The following is a 16,158-nucleotide window of genomic DNA, read 5'->3' as shown; positions in this document are numbered from 1 at the left end:
CATTCACCCTAGCTTTCTTTGTTTATAGTTTTGAATAGCCTCTCTTGTCGCTTCATATACTAATTTCCCTACCCATTTTCCAATGGGAGTGAGAGGTCCTCCGTATTCATAAGAAATTGAAGTTTGTGTCGCAGCGATGCAAATACTATCAGTAGAGGTTCCAGTTGCTGCATTTTTAGTTGTTACGTCGATAATTTTTTCCTCAAAGATTGCTCTCGTCTTTGCCTCAGTTGCAGTTGTTAGGATTTGGACGAATGCTGCATCTGTCAACTTCGCTTGTACAAGAACGAAAATGTTAATTGTACCAGGATTACTTGGGATATATTCGTGTTGATACGCATGAGCTGAATCAATCGCATTACCAGTTCCAGCTGTAACCATCACAAATACGGTCCCTTCAGGGTGCTTTTCTTTCTTCATTACTACATCTTCTAGACATACAGCTGTCATCATTCCGACGGTATTACTAGGATCTATTTCATTAGTAACAAGATACTCTGTCATCTCTGTTTTTGCATCCTCACAAGCATAATGAAGATCAACATGACGGTTCACAAAGGTGTTGCACCAACGAATTCCTCCACCGATTAATGAAGAAGATAGTGCTTTCATTTCAACACCCGAATGAATGATGATATGGTTTTCTGTTGAAGTAATAATAAGCTCATCTAAAATAGCTAGAACGTCTATTTCCTCTTTTTCTGGAATGAGGCCAATCATTGGCTTAGCTACCTCTGGATGCTCTTTTCTTACAATAGCTGTATCGTATACACGCTCTAATATGGCAGATTGCATCACTTGTTTTGGAGTACCTAACTGGGCAATCTTCCCTCCTTGCAGCAACATGATTCGGTCACAGTACAAGCTCGCTAGGTTTAGGTCATGAAAGATGGCAACAACCGTCAGCTGCTTTTCTCTTTTCCACTTTGTTAATCCGTCAAATAAACTCATTTGATGGGACACATCTAGATGATTGGTAGGTTCATCTAACAGCAGCAATTGTGGTTGCTGTGTCAGTGCTCTCGCCAAAAAAACTCTTTGAAGTTCTCCCCCACTTAGCTCTTGTAGGCTTTTGTTTTGCAAATGTTGAAGAGATGTTTCTTGAAGTGCGCTTTGAACTATTTGTTCATCCTCGTTAGACCATGTGGGAAAAAATCCTGATTGATGAGCATACCTTCCCATCTTGACCGTTTCTATTACACTATAGGAAAAGGTGGAATCGACTAACTGAGGCAATACACCCACCATCTGAGCATACTCTTTATTAGAAAAAGAAGACAATTGCTTTCCATTTATTGAAATTACTCCAGCTGGACTGGCTAACGTTCTTGATAATAACTTTAATAAGGTTGTTTTCCCACTCCCGTTTGGACCAAGGATTCCAAATATCTCACCTTTATTGATTTCAAAGGACAATGAGTGTAGTGTTGTTTCGTTGCTATAGGAAAAGGTTAAACCTTCAACCTGTATCATGTCATCACATCCTTGCTTTCTTTCGATAATAAAGAATAATCGCAAATACAGGTGCCCCAATTAGAGACGTAATCACACCGATGGGTAATTCTCTTGGTACAATAATCGTTCTCGCAAGAAGATCTGCCAATACAAGGAACGCTCCACCATAAAGCATAGACAAAGGTAGCAGACGAACATGGTTTGCTCCAAAAAGTAATCTCGTCAAATGTGGAATAACTAAACCAACAAAACCAATCGTACCTGAAACAGCAACAGATGCTCCAGTTAATAGGGAGGCACTGCTTAAAATCATAAACTTTCTGAACTGAACATTCATTCCCAAGTTTTGTGCAGCCTCTTCACCAAACGAAAGAAGATTTAACTCTTTACTTTGTGATAGAAGTACAAGTGAACCGACGATAAAGAAAGGTAGTAATAAGTAAACGTATTCCCACCCTCTCATAGATACACTGCCTAATAACCAAGTAATGATTTGACGAAGCTCTTCGCCTGTTAAAGCAATCATTAAGGAAATGAGAGAACCTAGAAAAGAACTAAAAATAATCCCCGTTAAAATGACAGTTTCAACCGACATACGTTTATCAACCATCTTTGCAAAGGCTACCACGATCAGTAAGGTGAGAAACGCTGCAAAAACACTAATGATTGGAAGTGTAAAGGCACCTAAGAAAGGAATTTGTATGGAGAAGAACAAGACTAAAACGGCTCCGACAGATGCTCCAGAAGAGACACCTAATGTAAAAGGATCAGCTAATGGATTTTTTAATAGTCCTTGAAATGCTGCACCTGAAAGAGAAAGTGATGCACCAATTAAGAACGCTAATAGGACTCGAGGTAATCGAATGGTCATGACAATATTGGTTAGAGTAGGGTCTACGGATACTGGAAGTGGTGACCCGAATAGATGGTGTTGAAAAATAGAGATAATAGCAGAAAAGGGAATCGATAGTGTACCTATCGATATCCCCATAAATAAGACCGTTAAACAGATTAAACTACTCAATACATATAAGAATAGTTCATTATTTCGCAAAGATTTCAGGGTAAACTGCTTTTGCAAGTTCCTCTACTCCTTCAATTAAACGAGGCCCTGAACGTGTGACTTTATCTGAATGGACATCATACACACGTTCATTTTTTATCGCTGTTACCTCGCTCCATGCTGCTCGAGCTAACACTTGTTGCTTTGGATTTTCTACATAATATCCATAAGTAGTTACGACAACATCTGGATTTAAGATAACCGCATCCTCTTCGGTAAACATAACCCATCCTTCTTGATCACCTGCAGCATTAGTTGCTCCTATTGTTTCTAATATTTCATGAATAAATGTACCTCTACCCGTTGTATAAATTTCAGGTGCTGGAGATACTTCCACCCATACGGTTGATTTTTCTGTTACAGCTGATGCCTTTTCTTTTATTTCTTCAAGTTTAATTTGCATATTTCCGACTATTTCTTTAGCTTTATTTAATGTACCTGTAATTGTACCAATTAATTTTATAGAATCATAAACTCCTTCAAATGATGTTGCATCCGGCACAACCACAACAGTAATTCCTGAACTACGAAGCTGATCTAAACCACCCTGCGCAGTTCCCGCACTTGATTCATGTGCTAATACTAAATCCGGCTTTAGAGATATGATTTTCTCTACATTAAATTCCATTCCACCAATTTTCTCTTTTGTCGTCACTTCTTCTGGGTAATTATCAAAATCAGATACTCCTACTAATTTGTCACCTGAATCTAACGCGTATACAATCTCCGTATTGCTCGGAATGAGTGATACGATTCTCTCAGGTTGATTTTCTATAGTTATCTCAATGTCTAGTGCGTCCGTAATGGTAACAGGGAAACCCGCTACTGTTACTTCCTCCCCTTGCGTTTCGGTCTTTGCAGGTTCTTTCGCCTCATCAGATCCACAAGCGGCCAATGTAAAAATGGTCATGATAGCTATCATAGATGAACATAAATAATGCTTCACTTTTTGCATGTTTTTTACCCCTATTCCTATTTTTTATGTAAAAGCATTGTGCTAGTTACCAAATAAAAAAACTCGCCCTATTATTGGGCGAGTTTAGAAGACGATCAAAAAAGAAATAGAACTTAGTACAATGCAAAAGCAAAGCTAGTTGACCGTTCCTTCTTCTCAGATCCCCGAAGATTCTTGAAACATAAATTAAAGGCAGGTCTACTGACTTGTGATCCTCCTACTCTGAAACCTTCCCATATAAAGAACAACAAGTCTGTCATCCAGTTATACAGTGGATATTTTCATTTCGTCAACACTTACAGTTGCGGGGACAGTTCTGGACTTTTACACCAGATTCCCTTTTAAGCCCATGATAGAAATCACTGAGCACCTTTAATTCTTGAAATATTAAATTTTCAATAGTAAATCCTTCTTCATCTTACACGGAGGACATTTTTAATTCAAGAACTTTTTTCATAACTCTTCAAATTGCATCAAAAATTGTTTCGTATGAAACAAGAAACTTCGGCAAAAATAGTGGGATTTTCGCTATTTTCGAGGTAAAACGAAGGAAAATGTCGTTCCTTCGTTTATTTTGCTATGAACAGAGATTTGCCCAAGGTGTGCATCAATAATATTTTTGACAATCGCCAAACCTAATCCAGTACCAGCCTTACCTCTTGTTCTTGCTTTATCTGCTTTATAGAATCGTTCGAAGACAAACGGTAGGTCTTCATTCGGTATTCCTGATCCAAAATCTTGTATGTCAACTTTGAGGCCATTTTCCAACATATGAACCTTTACCGCTACCAAACTTGAATTTTCTGTATGTCGAATCGCATTATCAATTAGATTGGTAAACACTTGCTCCATGCGGTCAGGATCAAAGGTGAAAAACTCATGGCAGTTTGTACAAGAATGTGTCAAAGTAATCGATTTTTCTTTTGCTAATCCTTGAAATTTACGAACAACTCGTTCAACGAATTCCTGAAGATTGACTGGCTCCTCACGAAGCTGAATGTGACCAGCCTCCATTCGAGCAATGTCTAGTAGTTCATTCACTAATCGTCCCATTCGTAACGATTCTTCGTAAATGACGCCTGTAATTTCTCTTTTTTCTTGTTCGGATCCTGCAATGTCATCTATGAGTGCTTCACTATAGCCTTGCAACATTGAAATGGGAGTTCTTAGCTCATGAGAGACATTGGCAATAAAGTCCTTCCGAAGCTTGTCCAGACGTCGTTCCTCTGTCATATCTCGAATGACTGCAACCGCTCCACGGATTAGGCTGCCGTTATATAGCGGACTCATCACAATGACCCATGTACGTCCTTGAAAACGCATTTCAATCATTTGTTCACTTTCAAACGAGACAACACGCCCAAAGAGCTCTCTCATTTCTACTGGAATTTCCTTGTCAAGACTTTGTTCCATTCCTTGCTCATAATACCAAGCCTGTAAAAATCGTTCGGCAGGAGGATTCGATACTTGCATGACTCCGTGGCGGTTTATAGTGATTACACCGTCTGCCATACTACTCAAAATGCTAGATAACTGTTCCTTTTCCTGTCTTAATTCATCAATATTAAGCTTTAGTTTCTTCCCCATTTTATTAAAAGCAGTACCAAGCTCACCAATTTCATCATGTGTTAAGACAGGAAGCTTTGTCTCGAATTTCCCCTCTGCCATTTGAAGGGCTGCTTCTCGCATTTTAATTAGTGGCGACGTTATACGTGAAGAAAGAAAAAAGGCAAAAAAAGTTGTCAGCATAAAGGCAATACCCGCGGCAAGGAAGATAAGATTGGTTGTTTGTTCAGTTGTTTTTTTGACAGCATCCAATGATTGGTACAAAAATACTGCATTTTGATCCCCAGCCGTTGAGGTAAAAGGAACACCTACAATAATGACTTCATTAAAGGAATCCTGGTTTTTCATGATAGATGAATATTCTATTTTCTTCATGATTGTTTCTTTATCTTTTAGTACTTTAGATAAATCCTCATCTTTTTGGATAAACGATAAAGGAATGTCAATCATGTCATTCTTTGAAGGTGAATACCAGTAATGTTGATTATCTTGAGCTATAAGTACCTTTGTCAAAGGATCTACAATCTCCCAAGAAATAGACCTAGCGAGCTGCAGGTCATCATGTTCTTCCATAATCTGAGCGATTTTATTTGCGACTTGTTTCAAGTCCCATTCAGCTTCATTTTCATGGTACTGTTCAAAAAACTCTAATAGCATAATGGTTAGGATTAAAAGCACGAAAGACACTAGAAATAGAATGGTCATCCATAGCTTTCCAACCACACTTCTCCAGAGCTTCATTATTCGACGACCTCAAATTTGTACCCTACTCCCCAAACGGTAATAATCATTTTGGCAGAAGTCTCTGATACTTTATTAAGCTTCTCACGTAAACGCTTTACATGAGTATCCACAGTACGAAGGTCACCAAAAAATTCATAATGCCATACTTCTTTAAGTAGTTGTTCTCTATCAAATACTTTATCAGGTGACTTTGCTAGGAAAAAAAGCAGTTCATACTCCTTAGGTGTCAAACCAACTTCAAGACCGTCTGCTGTCACACGGTGTGCATCATTGTCAATGGTTAAGTGCGGAAAAACTAGTACATCCTTCGTGTTCGTTTCTGTATGTAGATAAAGTGTTTTAGTGGATCTTCTAAGTAGTGCTTTCACACGCAATATAACTTCTCTTGGACTAAAGGGCTTTACAATATAATCATCCGTGCCGACCTCAAAGCCTTGAACACGGTTCACTTCTTCACCTTTTGCTGTAAGCATAATGATCGGAGTTGCTTTAAATTCTCGAAGCTCCTTACAAACTTCAATTCCATCTTTTCCAGGCATCATTACGTCTAAAAGAATGAGATCATAGTCCTTTGCCATAGCCTTGTCTAAAGCTTCTATTCCATCTTCAGCTTCTTCAGTTTGATAGCCTTCTCTCTCTAAATACATTCTTAATAATCTTCTAATACGTTCTTCATCATCTACTACTAGAATTGTAATTGCCTGATCCATTTAATGACACCTCATTATAGATTAGTTTTATTTTCAAAAAAGCCTTCACACATATGGTGAAGGCCTTTTTTTTACGCGTACGAGTGTAAGCCTGCAATCACTAGATTTACAACAACTAAGTTAAACATGATGATAGCAAATCCTAAAACGGCTAACCATGCAGATCTCTCTCCATGCCAACCTTGTGATAGGCGCAAGTGTAAAAATACGGCATAGAATAAGAATGTGATAAGTGCCCACACCTCTTTTGGATCCCAGCCCCAAAACCTAGTCCACGCAACCTGTGCCCAAATCATGGCAAAAATAAGTGCTCCAAGTGTGAATATCGGAAATCCAATTGCAACCGATCGATAGGTAATTTCATCAACAAGTTGTGGTTTTACATTTTTAAGAAGGGGTTGAATGGCCGCAGCAATTCGTTTTCTAAGTAGTAATCTTATTCCCCAGTAGAGGACTAGACCTGATAATATAGACCAAAGTAAAGTATTAAGCTTCTTCGGTGCATTTTCACCCTTCATCCATTTGGGTGCATCAAAGATAGGACTCATTTTATCCGTTGTGATTTCCTCTCCACCAGGTGGTCCAACGATTGGCGGGAGATTGTAAACAAGTTCAACTTGCTCCTCTAAATTCGGATCAACCCATTTAAACGTAGCTTCATAGTTTGAAGCTGAGAAACCGACTGTTACAGCAATAAAACCAACCACACTTAATAGACTATATAAAACAAATTCCAACCAAAATGTCCGCTTACTTTTAACAGTTTGATCAATAACACGAATAAGATAAATAAGTCCAGAGGCAAAACTTACAGCTAAGACAGCTTCACCTAATGCCGCAGTAGTTACGTGAATATGAAGCCAATAACTCTGCAGAGCAGGTATTAAAGGTGCCACGTCGCGAGGAAACATACTGGCATAAGCAATGACTAGCAAAGCAACAGGTAAAGTAAACAAGCCAAGTACACTACTTTTATACATAAAATAAATGACAATAAAAGCTAAAACGAGCATCATTCCAAAAAATGTAGTGAATTCGAACAAATTACTTACTGGAGCATGTCCAGAAGCAATCCATCTCGTAATAAAATAACCAAGTTGTGCTATAAATCCAACGATGGTAATGATAATTCCAATTTTACTCCATTTGTTAATGTTTGATTCACTTTGCTTATCTCGAATCGCTCCTCCAAAAAAGAAGGTCGCTATTAAATAAAGTACAAATGCAATAAAAAGTAAGTTACTACTAATTTCAACCATTTATATCCTCCTTTTTCACACAATTTCGGGCTCATCCGTTCGATCATCTGGTACAGAAATTCCTGTCCCGACAACAAGTACTTCTAGTTCTTTCTTAATTCCATACCAATTTTTATTCGTATGAGCCGCAACCCAATATCCATCCTCTTTTTTCTGAACCCAGATTCGACGATGATTCCAATACATTCCTTGAGTGACACCAATCATAAAGATGGCACCACCTAATGCTAGGATCCAAAGCGTATAATCTTTACGAACAGTCAAACCAGATACATTTTTTGTTTCAATACCCGCAAATTGCATCTTAAATTGATTCTCACCTAGAGGCTCAAAATTTTCTTTTATCGCCACAAAACTGACTTCACCATCTGGTGTATTTGGTGTAAACATTTTAAAGACAAATGCTGGATTATTAGGTACTTTGGACTTTGTTGCAGGATCTCCATCGTCATCAAAATAAAAGTCCGGAAAATAACTCATCAATTCAACTCGATAACCATTTCCAAAATCATAATCCGAAGCGGGATTTAATAAGTCGACTTTAAAATTCCCGAATTCATTTTCAGAAGTTTTTTCAATTAGATTAAATGACATGGTGTTGAATTCATTTAACTTATAGTCTACTTGATATAAAGCATATCCTTCATGCTTTATAGGTTCGTTTACACGAATGGGATGTTTTTTAATTTCTTCTAATTCAGGATCTGCTCCGTGAATAATTTCACCTTTACGCTCAAATAAAATAGCATTCGTTTGATAATTTTTCGCGACAGTTCCTACCTTATCAAGTGCTGCATTAAAGACATCTGCATCCTTTTCTTTATCATAAACCTCAAGTAAAAACGATTCATTTGTCAAATAGTATTGCCCTTCAGTTCCTGGGATTACTTTTGTTTCTCCTTCACGAATCCATAATACTTCATCCGTGTACATTTGTGGCACAAAACGAAGCATGGCTCCAATTAAAAAGATAATTAATCCAACATGATTAACGTAAGGGCCCCATCTTGAAAAGCGGTTCTTTTCAGCAAGCAAGCTTCCATTTTCTGTACGAACTCGGTATCTTCGCTTTTTTAAGTTCATTTGAAGTCTAGTAAAGGCTTCCTCTTTGTCTGAATGAAGAATAGTTACCCCATATAAACGCTGACGCTTCATAAAACCTTCATGACGAATAACACCTTGTTTTTTTAATGTTCGATACAAAGGAACGACTCGATCTAGAGAAGCAATAACTAAGGAGATTCCTATCGCTGCAATTAACAGCATATACCACCATGAACCATATAAATCATGGAAACCAAGTTCGAAGTACAGCTTTCCGCTCCAGCCATATTGCTCCTCGTAAAATTCACTTGGTGAGACAGTCTGTGGGATATACATATGCTGCGGATAGATGGTTCCAATTGCTGAAGCTGATAAGGTAAGGGCAATTAACCATACCCCTACTTTTACAGATGAAAAGAAGTTCCAGATTTTATCGACCATTGTTTTTTTATAAACCTGTGATCGTCTAGCACTCCCATCATAACGCATATCTGCTAATATTTTAGGTGCTTGTTCTTCTTGTTGAGGCTTTCCACATGATTCACATAAGATAGTACCTTGTGGATTTACGTGGCCGCATTCACATTTTACGATTTCCATTTCCCCTCACCTACTTGTACCTAAGGCTTGATCATATTCATATAATCATTGACCATTTTTTCTGTCATTGAGCCTGTTATAATTTTTAACACTTTTCCATCTTTATCAATTAAAAACGTAGCCGGTAATCGTCCTACATCATAGGCATTTAACACCTGCGAATCTTTGTCTACTGGAATAGGGAAAGTTAACCCATGTCGATCTGTGAATTTTTCTATAACTATCGGAGCTTCGTCCAGATTTATAGCCAGGATTTCAACACCTTGTTCTTTAAAATGCTTATATTGGTTTTGCATAAAAGGCATTTCCCTTTCACACGGCTTACACCATGTACCCCAAAAATTAAGAAAAACACCTTTTCCACGAAAACTCTCTAGTTCATATTCCAAGTCATCTAAATCCTTAAGTATAAAGTTTGGTGCTGTGCTGCCTACTCGTACTCTTTCTTTAGGAGAAAGGAAGTTTGCGTAAAGCGTGTAGCATACCGCACTGGCTAAAATAAGTAAGATGATCGTTCTCATCCATAGTCGTTTATTTTTCATGTCACTCTCTCCTTAGAAATAGGAAGAAAAGAACAGTAATAACCTATCATTCCTATACATTTAACTCCTTCATTATAGCACTCTAGTCTGAAGCTACTAAACGAAGAATATGAAACTTATGTGACATCTATTTATTTCTTATTGGTTAGCAATGATTGAGATCTGAGTTGCTTTACCTCATACGGGGTTAATTCCCTTGATTCACCTGCATTGAGTCCATGAAGTGTTAAAAATCCATATTGTTCTCTTTTTAACTTAATTACCGGACAATCAATAGCTTCAAACATTCTTCTTACCTGTCTGTTTCTACCCTCATGTATCGTAATCTGAATAATCGACGTATTCTTATTCTTATCTGAGGTGATCACCTTCGTTCTAGCAGGTGCTGTTACTCCATCCTCTAAGCGAATTCCTTTATCCAATAATTTTAATTGATCTCTCCTAGGAATCCCTTTCAATTTTGCAATATACACTTTATTCATTTCATGCTTAGGGTGCATAAGTAAATTGGCAAACTCTCCGTCATTGGTCATGATTAAAACGCCAGATGTATCATAGTCTAATCGACCCACAGGGAAAATTCTTTCTTTTCGGAGTGGAAAAAAGTCTGTGACCACTTTTCTACCTTTATCATCAGATACGCTTGAAATTACACCAGTTGGTTTATATAGTAAAAAATAAACAGGCTGTTCTCTTTGAAGAGGAATCCCATTCACTTCAACTCTTTCATTTGGCGACACTTTTGTACCAAGCTCCTTAACAACTATACCGTTAACTGTTACACTTCCTTGCACGATCAATTCTTCTGCTTTCCTTCTAGATGCAACTCCTGCTTGCGCAATTACTTTTTGTAAACGTTCCATTCTATTCACCTCACTCTACATATTAGCTTTTCCATCAAAAATAAACAAGAAACAAGAAATGTCAGTATACTGTAAAAACAAAAAAAAGCTCGGTAAGAATACGAGCTTTTACCCAAATACAATGGAAACCATAACTATTGCAACTATAATTCCGAAAACGTCAGCTAGCAGTCCAATCTTTAGGGCATCCCCCATTTTTTTGATCCCAACTGCACCAAAATAAACAGTTAATACATAAAACGTTGTGTCTGTACTCCCCTGTAGAACAGATGCTAATCTCCCGATAAAAGAATCGGGTCCATATGTGGCAATCAGATCGCTAGTCATCCCGAGAGCTGCCGTTCCAGAGATGGGACGAATTAAGGATAACGGAACAATTTCGACTGGAACTCCAATCATTAAAAAAAATGGTTTGATTAGGTTGGTGAATGACTCCATGGCCCCTGATGCACGAAAGATAGAGATGGAAACGAGCATACCTACCAAGTATGGAATAATGGAAAATGCGATTGTTATTCCCTCTTTCCCACCCTCGACAAAGCTTTCGTAGGTTGGTACCTTTTTTATGGTTCCATAGACTAAGACAAACCCTATTAGTAGAGGGATAAACCAAAGAGAGATCGTTGACAATAGACTCATTTTCGATTCCCCTCTCTTCTTACTCTTCTGTGATAATAATATCGGTCGATGAGAACGGCACCTATTGCCGATATCAAAGTTGTAATAAATGTAGTGCCTACTATTTCAGTTGGGCTAGCTGAGTCATATTGCATCCGAATAGCGATCACAGTTGTCGGAACTATGGTTAAACTTGCTGTGTTAATGGCCAGGAATGTAATCATCGATCGACTAGCCGTATCCTTTCCCCCATTTAATTCTTTCAACTGCTCCATAGCCTTAATTCCCATTGGGGTCGCAGCGTTGCCCAGACCAAACATGTTGGCGATCATGTTCGAGAGCATATAACCCATCGCAGGGTGCTTTACTGGAACCTCTGGGAAAAGTCGCCGAACAATGGGTTGAAAAGCTTTTGCCAAAATTTCTAGTAACCCAGCATTTTGTGCAATTCGCATGAGCCCTAGCCAAAAAACAAGGACACTTATTAATCCTATACAAATAGTAACTGCCTCTTTTGCACCACTAAACACAGCTTCGTTTACTTGTTCCATCGTGCCGTTTATCATTGCAAATATGATGCCTATTACTGTCAGAAGCATCCATATGATATTAACCATAGATTTCCATACCTAGAAAGGTGAAAAACAAGCTTTTGAATAGTTCAAGTAAGGATTTTTTTGGAGGTGAAATACTAGTTGTATCAAAGAAAACAGATTGTTCTCCAATTTTTTCATCATTCATATAGATGAACGCCTTCCCAACTGGTACAGGAACATCTTCTGGTGATTTCCACTTAGATTGATCGGCTTTCACTAAATTTATTTTGACACGGATCTTTTCCTCTTCCTTTTCAAGCAAAGGATAGAGAAAATCATGGTTATAATATACCTTGTCTTTATAGAAAGGGTCCTCCATTTTAGAAATGGTTCCTTTTCCTAGTACTTTTACAAGGTCAAATTGATTATAGGCAAAGTCAAACATACCAATATGATCGTTCCAATCGCCTGGAGCATTTAAGGTGACAGCAATTAAATCCATTCCATCCTTAGATGCAGTGGACACTAATGTTCGCTTCGCAAGCTTCGTGTACCCTGTTTTTCCACCTGTTGAATGAGCATAAAGCCCTGTTACTAATTTGTTTTTATTTTTCCAAACCCGATCCCACTTTCCATCAGGATGAGGAGCACGGTAGACTTTCGTACCTGAAATCTTTTGATATGTTTCATTTTGCATGGCGTATCTAGTCAAAATGGCCATATCATAGGCAGTTGAAAGATGAGTATTGTGAGTATCTAAGCCATGAGGGTTTGTGAAAAGAGTGTTTTTCATTCCAATTTGTTCTGCTTTTTGATTCATCATATAGACAAAGCCGTCTAGACTTCCTCCTACATGCTCTGAAATCGCAACCGCTGCGTCATTTCCAGACCTGAGCATAAGCCCATAGACCAAGTCTTCAAGCTTGATTTTCTCCCCACCAACTAAATAAAGGGATGAGCCTTCTGTTCCTTCAGCATTCTTACTTACTATTACCGTTTCATTTAATTTTTCAGACTCAACAGCCAATATAGCCGTCATAATTTTTGTAATACTCGCAATTTTCCTCACTTCATGCTCATTTTTACCAAATAGAACTCTACCCGACTCTTGCTCTATTAAAACAGCACTCCTAGCACTAACTCCAGGTGCTGCACTAGCATTGTTTACTGGTATGATCGAAATAAAAAAAGACAATAGCAATATGTATATGAGAGATATTCGGATCCTCATTCTGTGTCCCCCCGCTTCTTTTCCATGTTTTGTACAAGTTTATGCGGGACAATCACGCTTATGATTGAAAATTGATTTTTACTAGCAAAAGAATATGAGCCATAGATATAAAATCTAAAAATGCTTTTAGAGTCTGTTCAAAAAGGAGGACAAAAAGAGCAAAGAAGTTCGAGGAAGCGAAGTCTTGAGCTACCTGCGCGTATGTTTTGTATACGTGAGGAGCGGAGAGACGAGCTGACGAAGAAATTTGAAGCTATTTTTGCCGGACTTTTTGAACACCCTCTTTTAAGGTCTGAGTTTGAAAACATGGCGATTCTAATCAATATTGATGCGTTGTTCGCGAAAAGAAAAATGAGTATAACAGAACTATCCGAAAGAGTAGGGATTATAATGGCGAAACTCTCTATTTTGAAAAATGGAAAGGCGAAAGCTATTAGATCATCAACTATATATAAGGTTTATAAAGGAGAAAGGTTAATTAGTTTGAAGGTAAAACATTTATACAATCATTTATTTTTTAGTTTTTAGACTTATATTCTTATGTTATAGCATTTCACCATAAAATTTCTTGTAAAAAAAACTTAGACGGTCAAACTAACACAATTATTGGTTTAGTGATCGTTTAGAAGGTGTTAATAACAATAAGAAAATCCTACTAACTACAAAAAAGTTGATTGGAACGGATATGCTCGAACTCCTTGCTAAGAGCAGCGGGACAGGTGAGACCTAGGCTTTTTCACGGTAGTGAAAGCCTTCCATTCCTTTGCGCTTAAGGAGGCTCACCGCCCGCCCCGGGGAATGGTGCATCCTGGAGTGGAAATCAACAACCATTGTGTTTAACAATAAACCAAGGTACTGCGTTGTTTTTACCGTCTAAGAAAAAAAAAAAAACGCGACTCAAGTCGCGCCCCACCTTCAAATTTAATAAGACACCCATTTTAGTTTCGAGGCCTCATCAAATCTCATTTCAACTTCATCCCAGTTCACGACATTCCACCATTTTTCAATATACGTATCTTTGTCAGCTTTATACTGAAGGTAATAGGCATGCTCCCAAACATCTAAAACAAGTATCGGAATTGTATCCCATTGTGTCATGAGTTGATGCTTTTCAGTTTGCAAAATTTCTAACCGGTGTGATCTTGGTGCCCATACAAGTATGGCCCACCCCACACCTTCCACTTTCTTTGCAGCTTCTGTGAAGTGTTCCTTAAATTGTTCAAAGCTTCCAAAATCCTTTTGAATTTGACGCAATAAACCACCTATTGGTGTTCCACCACCATTTGGCTTCATGATAAACCAGAAAATCGTATGCAAGTAATGACCCGATCCATGGAATGCAGCTTCTCTTTCCCAATGCTTTAATAAATCATAGTTATTCGTTGTTCGCGCCTTTTCTAACATTTTCTCTGCTTTGTTCAAGCCATCCACGTAGCTTTTATGGTGCGTATCATGATGTAGCTTCATGATTTCCTCTGATATATATGGTTCTAGAGCATTATATGAGTAGGGTAATGGAGGCAAGACATGTTCTCCGATAGGAACTCTACGATTCGGACTTTTTCTACTTTCAATTTCACATGATACTATTTTGGCCTCATTAGAAATTTTTTCTGTCATTTGTTGAATTTCTTCAATACCTTCCACTGTTATAGGCTGATTCTCTCTTACCTCTTCCAACCTAACTAGTAAATTTAAAATTTCTTCATTCAAACTTTTCTCCTGTCTGTGCACAATTACTATTTGCTCCATTTTCCTTGCCCAATTATTCACTTCTTCCAAATACGAAAAATACATTCTCTGTTCCATTCAATCCCTCCTAAGTTGACGAGCGTCCTCACTATCCTATTCGTTTCTTAAGAAAGAGTGCCTATCTAACACGCTTAAGTGTTTCAGTCATTATAGATCAAAGTTGAAATCACCCTACTTTATTATCCGACGAATTCTTTAAAGAAATATAAGTATGCAAAAAGGGATGGCTTGTAGGCCATCCCTTTTACGATTGCAGCATCTTTGTTCGATAATCTGTTTCATAGTATTCAAGCTCTTCTCGAATTCCTTGGAATTTCCCTTCCAGCTTTGAAAATAGTAGCTGGATTGATTCAGGAGCTTTCTCAGAAAAGGTGATGGCATTTTTCCCAGTATAAGCAGCACGACTATTCTCAGCCCAAACATCACTCTTTGGTGAGAAGAACTCTTCTATACATTGATGGTAAATTCTATAAAGCGTTTTCTCAGCAACTGGTTTTAAGAATGAGTTGTTCAGCAAGACAACCTGACAGGCATCAAGTCCTTCTTCACAATTAACCACGAGTTTTCTAAGCCCAGATAAAAGTAATTTATAATACTTTTCTTGCTCTAGCGAACCCTCATTTTTCAAGGATGAGATTGTTGTCTCATTTAAAAAATCAGACACAAGAACGACTGTATCCTTTAGGAATTGTTCAACTTGTTCTATTTGACTGTGGACGATATCATTTCCCATTTCCTTGTTCCTCCCATTCACACCTTATCTGTATTATGTATGAGTTTCTACGGCTGTTCAATGAGTAAAAGTGGTGATGATAAATCATAGCTTCCATTTTGAGTAACTTGCTGTACTAGCTCCTGAAGCATTTCATAATTAATCCCAGAAAAATATTGTTCAAATTCTCTTTGGTTATTAATATATGCCCGTTTCCGATCACGAAAAGCAGGATTTTTGATCAAACAAACAATTCCTACTATATCCCGAAAAAATATTTCTTTCTCACCGAACTTGAAGATAGGATCCTGCTTAAATGGTGTAAACTGAGTAAACATTTCATCAAAATATCTAATGTACAAAAGGTGAAACGTTTTTTCAACACCATCTTCCACAAACCTTACAACAGATCGATTAAAAAAATCTTCAGAGGTATTAGGCTGTTCTTTTTCAAGCTCATGACCAATACATTCTATAATTTGCATACTCTCACCCTTCTATCTTTTCT

Annotated in this window: 16 protein-coding genes and 1 riboswitch; of the genes, 1 reads left to right on the top strand and 15 read right to left on the bottom strand. The window is 37.8% G+C overall.

Going from position 1 to position 16,158, the window contains the following annotated elements:
- Positions 1-3: 3 nt before the first annotated feature.
- From ACOI1C_RS04795 to ACOI1C_RS04740, 12 genes are all read right to left on the bottom strand, one after another.
- Positions 4-1,473 carry an adenosylcobinamide amidohydrolase gene (locus tag ACOI1C_RS04795; RefSeq protein WP_422508522.1) on the bottom strand — a complete coding sequence of 490 codons (1,470 nt, stop codon included), beginning with the start codon at positions 1,471-1,473 and terminating at the stop codon, positions 4-6.
- Between the two features lie 4 nt (positions 1,474-1,477).
- Complete coding sequence (locus ACOI1C_RS04790) at positions 1,478-2,536, bottom strand: FecCD family ABC transporter permease (protein WP_422508520.1); 1,059 nt, start codon at positions 2,534-2,536, stop codon at positions 1,478-1,480.
- Positions 2,499-3,473: an ABC transporter substrate-binding protein gene (locus tag ACOI1C_RS04785; protein WP_422508518.1), complete on the bottom strand. Its 975-nt coding sequence runs from the start codon at positions 3,471-3,473 to the stop codon at positions 2,499-2,501. The genes ACOI1C_RS04790 and ACOI1C_RS04785 overlap by 38 nt, the downstream gene beginning before the upstream one ends.
- Before the next feature lie 174 nt (positions 3,474-3,647).
- Positions 3,648-3,862: riboswitch (cobalamin riboswitch) on the bottom strand.
- Positions 3,863-4,001: 139 nt separating this feature from the next.
- Positions 4,002-5,780 carry an ATP-binding protein gene (locus tag ACOI1C_RS04780; protein WP_422508516.1) on the bottom strand — a complete coding sequence of 593 codons (1,779 nt, stop codon included), beginning with the start codon at positions 5,778-5,780 and terminating at the stop codon, positions 4,002-4,004.
- Positions 5,780-6,493 (bottom strand): response regulator transcription factor, encoded by a 714-nt coding sequence (locus ACOI1C_RS04775; RefSeq protein WP_422508514.1) that lies wholly within the window; start codon positions 6,491-6,493, stop codon positions 5,780-5,782. The genes ACOI1C_RS04780 and ACOI1C_RS04775 overlap by 1 nt, the downstream gene beginning before the upstream one ends.
- A gap of 71 nt (positions 6,494-6,564) precedes the next feature.
- Positions 6,565-7,752, bottom strand: coding sequence for a c-type cytochrome biogenesis protein CcsB (gene ccsB / locus ACOI1C_RS04770; protein WP_422508512.1), 1,188 nt, complete (start codon positions 7,750-7,752; stop codon positions 6,565-6,567).
- Positions 7,753-7,767: 15 nt separating this feature from the next.
- Positions 7,768-9,396: a cytochrome c biogenesis protein ResB gene (resB, locus tag ACOI1C_RS04765; protein WP_422508510.1), complete on the bottom strand. Its 1,629-nt coding sequence runs from the start codon at positions 9,394-9,396 to the stop codon at positions 7,768-7,770.
- Positions 9,397-9,416: 20 nt separating this feature from the next.
- Positions 9,417-9,938, bottom strand: coding sequence for a thiol-disulfide oxidoreductase ResA (gene resA, locus ACOI1C_RS04760; RefSeq protein ID WP_422508508.1), 522 nt, complete (start codon positions 9,936-9,938; stop codon positions 9,417-9,419).
- A gap of 131 nt (positions 9,939-10,069) precedes the next feature.
- Positions 10,070-10,801, bottom strand: coding sequence for a pseudouridine synthase (locus ACOI1C_RS04755; protein WP_422508506.1), 732 nt, complete (start codon positions 10,799-10,801; stop codon positions 10,070-10,072).
- A 108-nt stretch (positions 10,802-10,909) separates the two neighbouring features.
- The gene (locus tag ACOI1C_RS04750) at positions 10,910-11,440 is read right to left on the bottom strand and encodes a spore maturation protein (RefSeq protein WP_422508504.1); all 531 of its coding nucleotides are present in this window, start codon (positions 11,438-11,440) and stop codon (positions 10,910-10,912) included.
- Complete coding sequence (locus tag ACOI1C_RS04745) at positions 11,437-12,036, bottom strand: nucleoside recognition domain-containing protein (protein ID WP_422508502.1); 600 nt, start codon at positions 12,034-12,036, stop codon at positions 11,437-11,439. The genes ACOI1C_RS04750 and ACOI1C_RS04745 overlap by 4 nt, the downstream gene beginning before the upstream one ends.
- A complete protein-coding gene (locus ACOI1C_RS04740; protein ID WP_422508500.1) occupies positions 12,029-13,186 on the bottom strand; it encodes a serine hydrolase in 1,158 nt (385 codons plus the stop codon). Before ACOI1C_RS04740 ends, ACOI1C_RS04745 begins: the two co-directional genes overlap by 8 nt.
- 306 nt (positions 13,187-13,492) lie before the next feature.
- Between ACOI1C_RS04740 and ACOI1C_RS04735 the strand changes: the two genes are divergently transcribed.
- Positions 13,493-13,714 (top strand): helix-turn-helix domain-containing protein, encoded by a 222-nt coding sequence (locus ACOI1C_RS04735; protein ID WP_422508772.1) that lies wholly within the window; start codon positions 13,493-13,495, stop codon positions 13,712-13,714.
- Between the two features lie 393 nt (positions 13,715-14,107).
- Here the strand turns inward: ACOI1C_RS04735 and ACOI1C_RS04730 are convergent, their stop codons facing one another.
- From ACOI1C_RS04730 to ACOI1C_RS04720, 3 genes are all read right to left on the bottom strand, one after another.
- Positions 14,108-14,995, bottom strand: a complete 888-nt coding sequence (locus ACOI1C_RS04730; protein ID WP_422508498.1) for a superoxide dismutase — start codon at positions 14,993-14,995, stop codon at positions 14,108-14,110.
- 187 nt (positions 14,996-15,182) lie between these two features.
- Positions 15,183-15,671 carry a DUF3907 family protein gene (locus tag ACOI1C_RS04725; protein ID WP_422508496.1) on the bottom strand — a complete coding sequence of 163 codons (489 nt, stop codon included), beginning with the start codon at positions 15,669-15,671 and terminating at the stop codon, positions 15,183-15,185.
- Positions 15,672-15,718: 47 nt separating this feature from the next.
- On the bottom strand, positions 15,719-16,135 hold the full coding sequence (locus ACOI1C_RS04720; protein WP_422508494.1) for a hypothetical protein: 417 nt from the start codon (positions 16,133-16,135) through the stop codon (positions 15,719-15,721).
- Between the last annotated feature and the right edge of the window lie 23 nt (positions 16,136-16,158).

It is taken from the genome of Bacillus sp. DJP31 (genome assembly GCF_049310945.1).
GTDB lineage: Bacteria > Bacillota > Bacilli > Bacillales > SA4 > Bacillus_BS.
The sequence above is the reverse complement of the archived record's forward strand: the minus strand, read 5'-3'. Positions and strand labels throughout refer to the sequence as shown.

Coding starts and splice junctions, on each gene's coding strand:
- ACOI1C_RS04750 (WP_422508504.1), bottom strand. CDS start 11,440: ATGAGTCTATTGTCAACGATCTCTCTTTGGTTTATCCCTCTACTAATA.
- ACOI1C_RS04795 (WP_422508522.1), bottom strand. CDS start 1,473: ATGATACAGGTTGAAGGTTTAACCTTTTCCTATAGCAACGAAACAACA.
- ACOI1C_RS04725 (WP_422508496.1), bottom strand. CDS start 15,671: ATGGGAAATGATATCGTCCACAGTCAAATAGAACAAGTTGAACAATTC.
- ACOI1C_RS04735 (WP_422508772.1), top strand. CDS start 13,493: ATGGCGATTCTAATCAATATTGATGCGTTGTTCGCGAAAAGAAAAATG.
- ACOI1C_RS04745 (WP_422508502.1), bottom strand. CDS start 12,036: ATGGTTAATATCATATGGATGCTTCTGACAGTAATAGGCATCATATTT.
- ACOI1C_RS04780 (WP_422508516.1), bottom strand. CDS start 5,780: ATGAAGCTCTGGAGAAGTGTGGTTGGAAAGCTATGGATGACCATTCTA.
- ACOI1C_RS04720 (WP_422508494.1), bottom strand. CDS start 16,135: ATGCAAATTATAGAATGTATTGGTCATGAGCTTGAAAAAGAACAGCCT.
- ccsB (WP_422508512.1), bottom strand. CDS start 7,752: ATGGTTGAAATTAGTAGTAACTTACTTTTTATTGCATTTGTACTTTAT.
- ACOI1C_RS04755 (WP_422508506.1), bottom strand. CDS start 10,801: ATGGAACGTTTACAAAAAGTAATTGCGCAAGCAGGAGTTGCATCTAGA.
- ACOI1C_RS04730 (WP_422508498.1), bottom strand. CDS start 14,995: ATGGAACAGAGAATGTATTTTTCGTATTTGGAAGAAGTGAATAATTGG.
- resB (WP_422508510.1), bottom strand. CDS start 9,396: ATGGAAATCGTAAAATGTGAATGCGGCCACGTAAATCCACAAGGTACT.
- ACOI1C_RS04740 (WP_422508500.1), bottom strand. CDS start 13,186: ATGAGGATCCGAATATCTCTCATATACATATTGCTATTGTCTTTTTTT.
- ACOI1C_RS04785 (WP_422508518.1), bottom strand. CDS start 3,473: ATGCAAAAAGTGAAGCATTATTTATGTTCATCTATGATAGCTATCATG.
- resA (WP_422508508.1), bottom strand. CDS start 9,938: ATGAAAAATAAACGACTATGGATGAGAACGATCATCTTACTTATTTTA.
- ACOI1C_RS04775 (WP_422508514.1), bottom strand. CDS start 6,493: ATGGATCAGGCAATTACAATTCTAGTAGTAGATGATGAAGAACGTATT.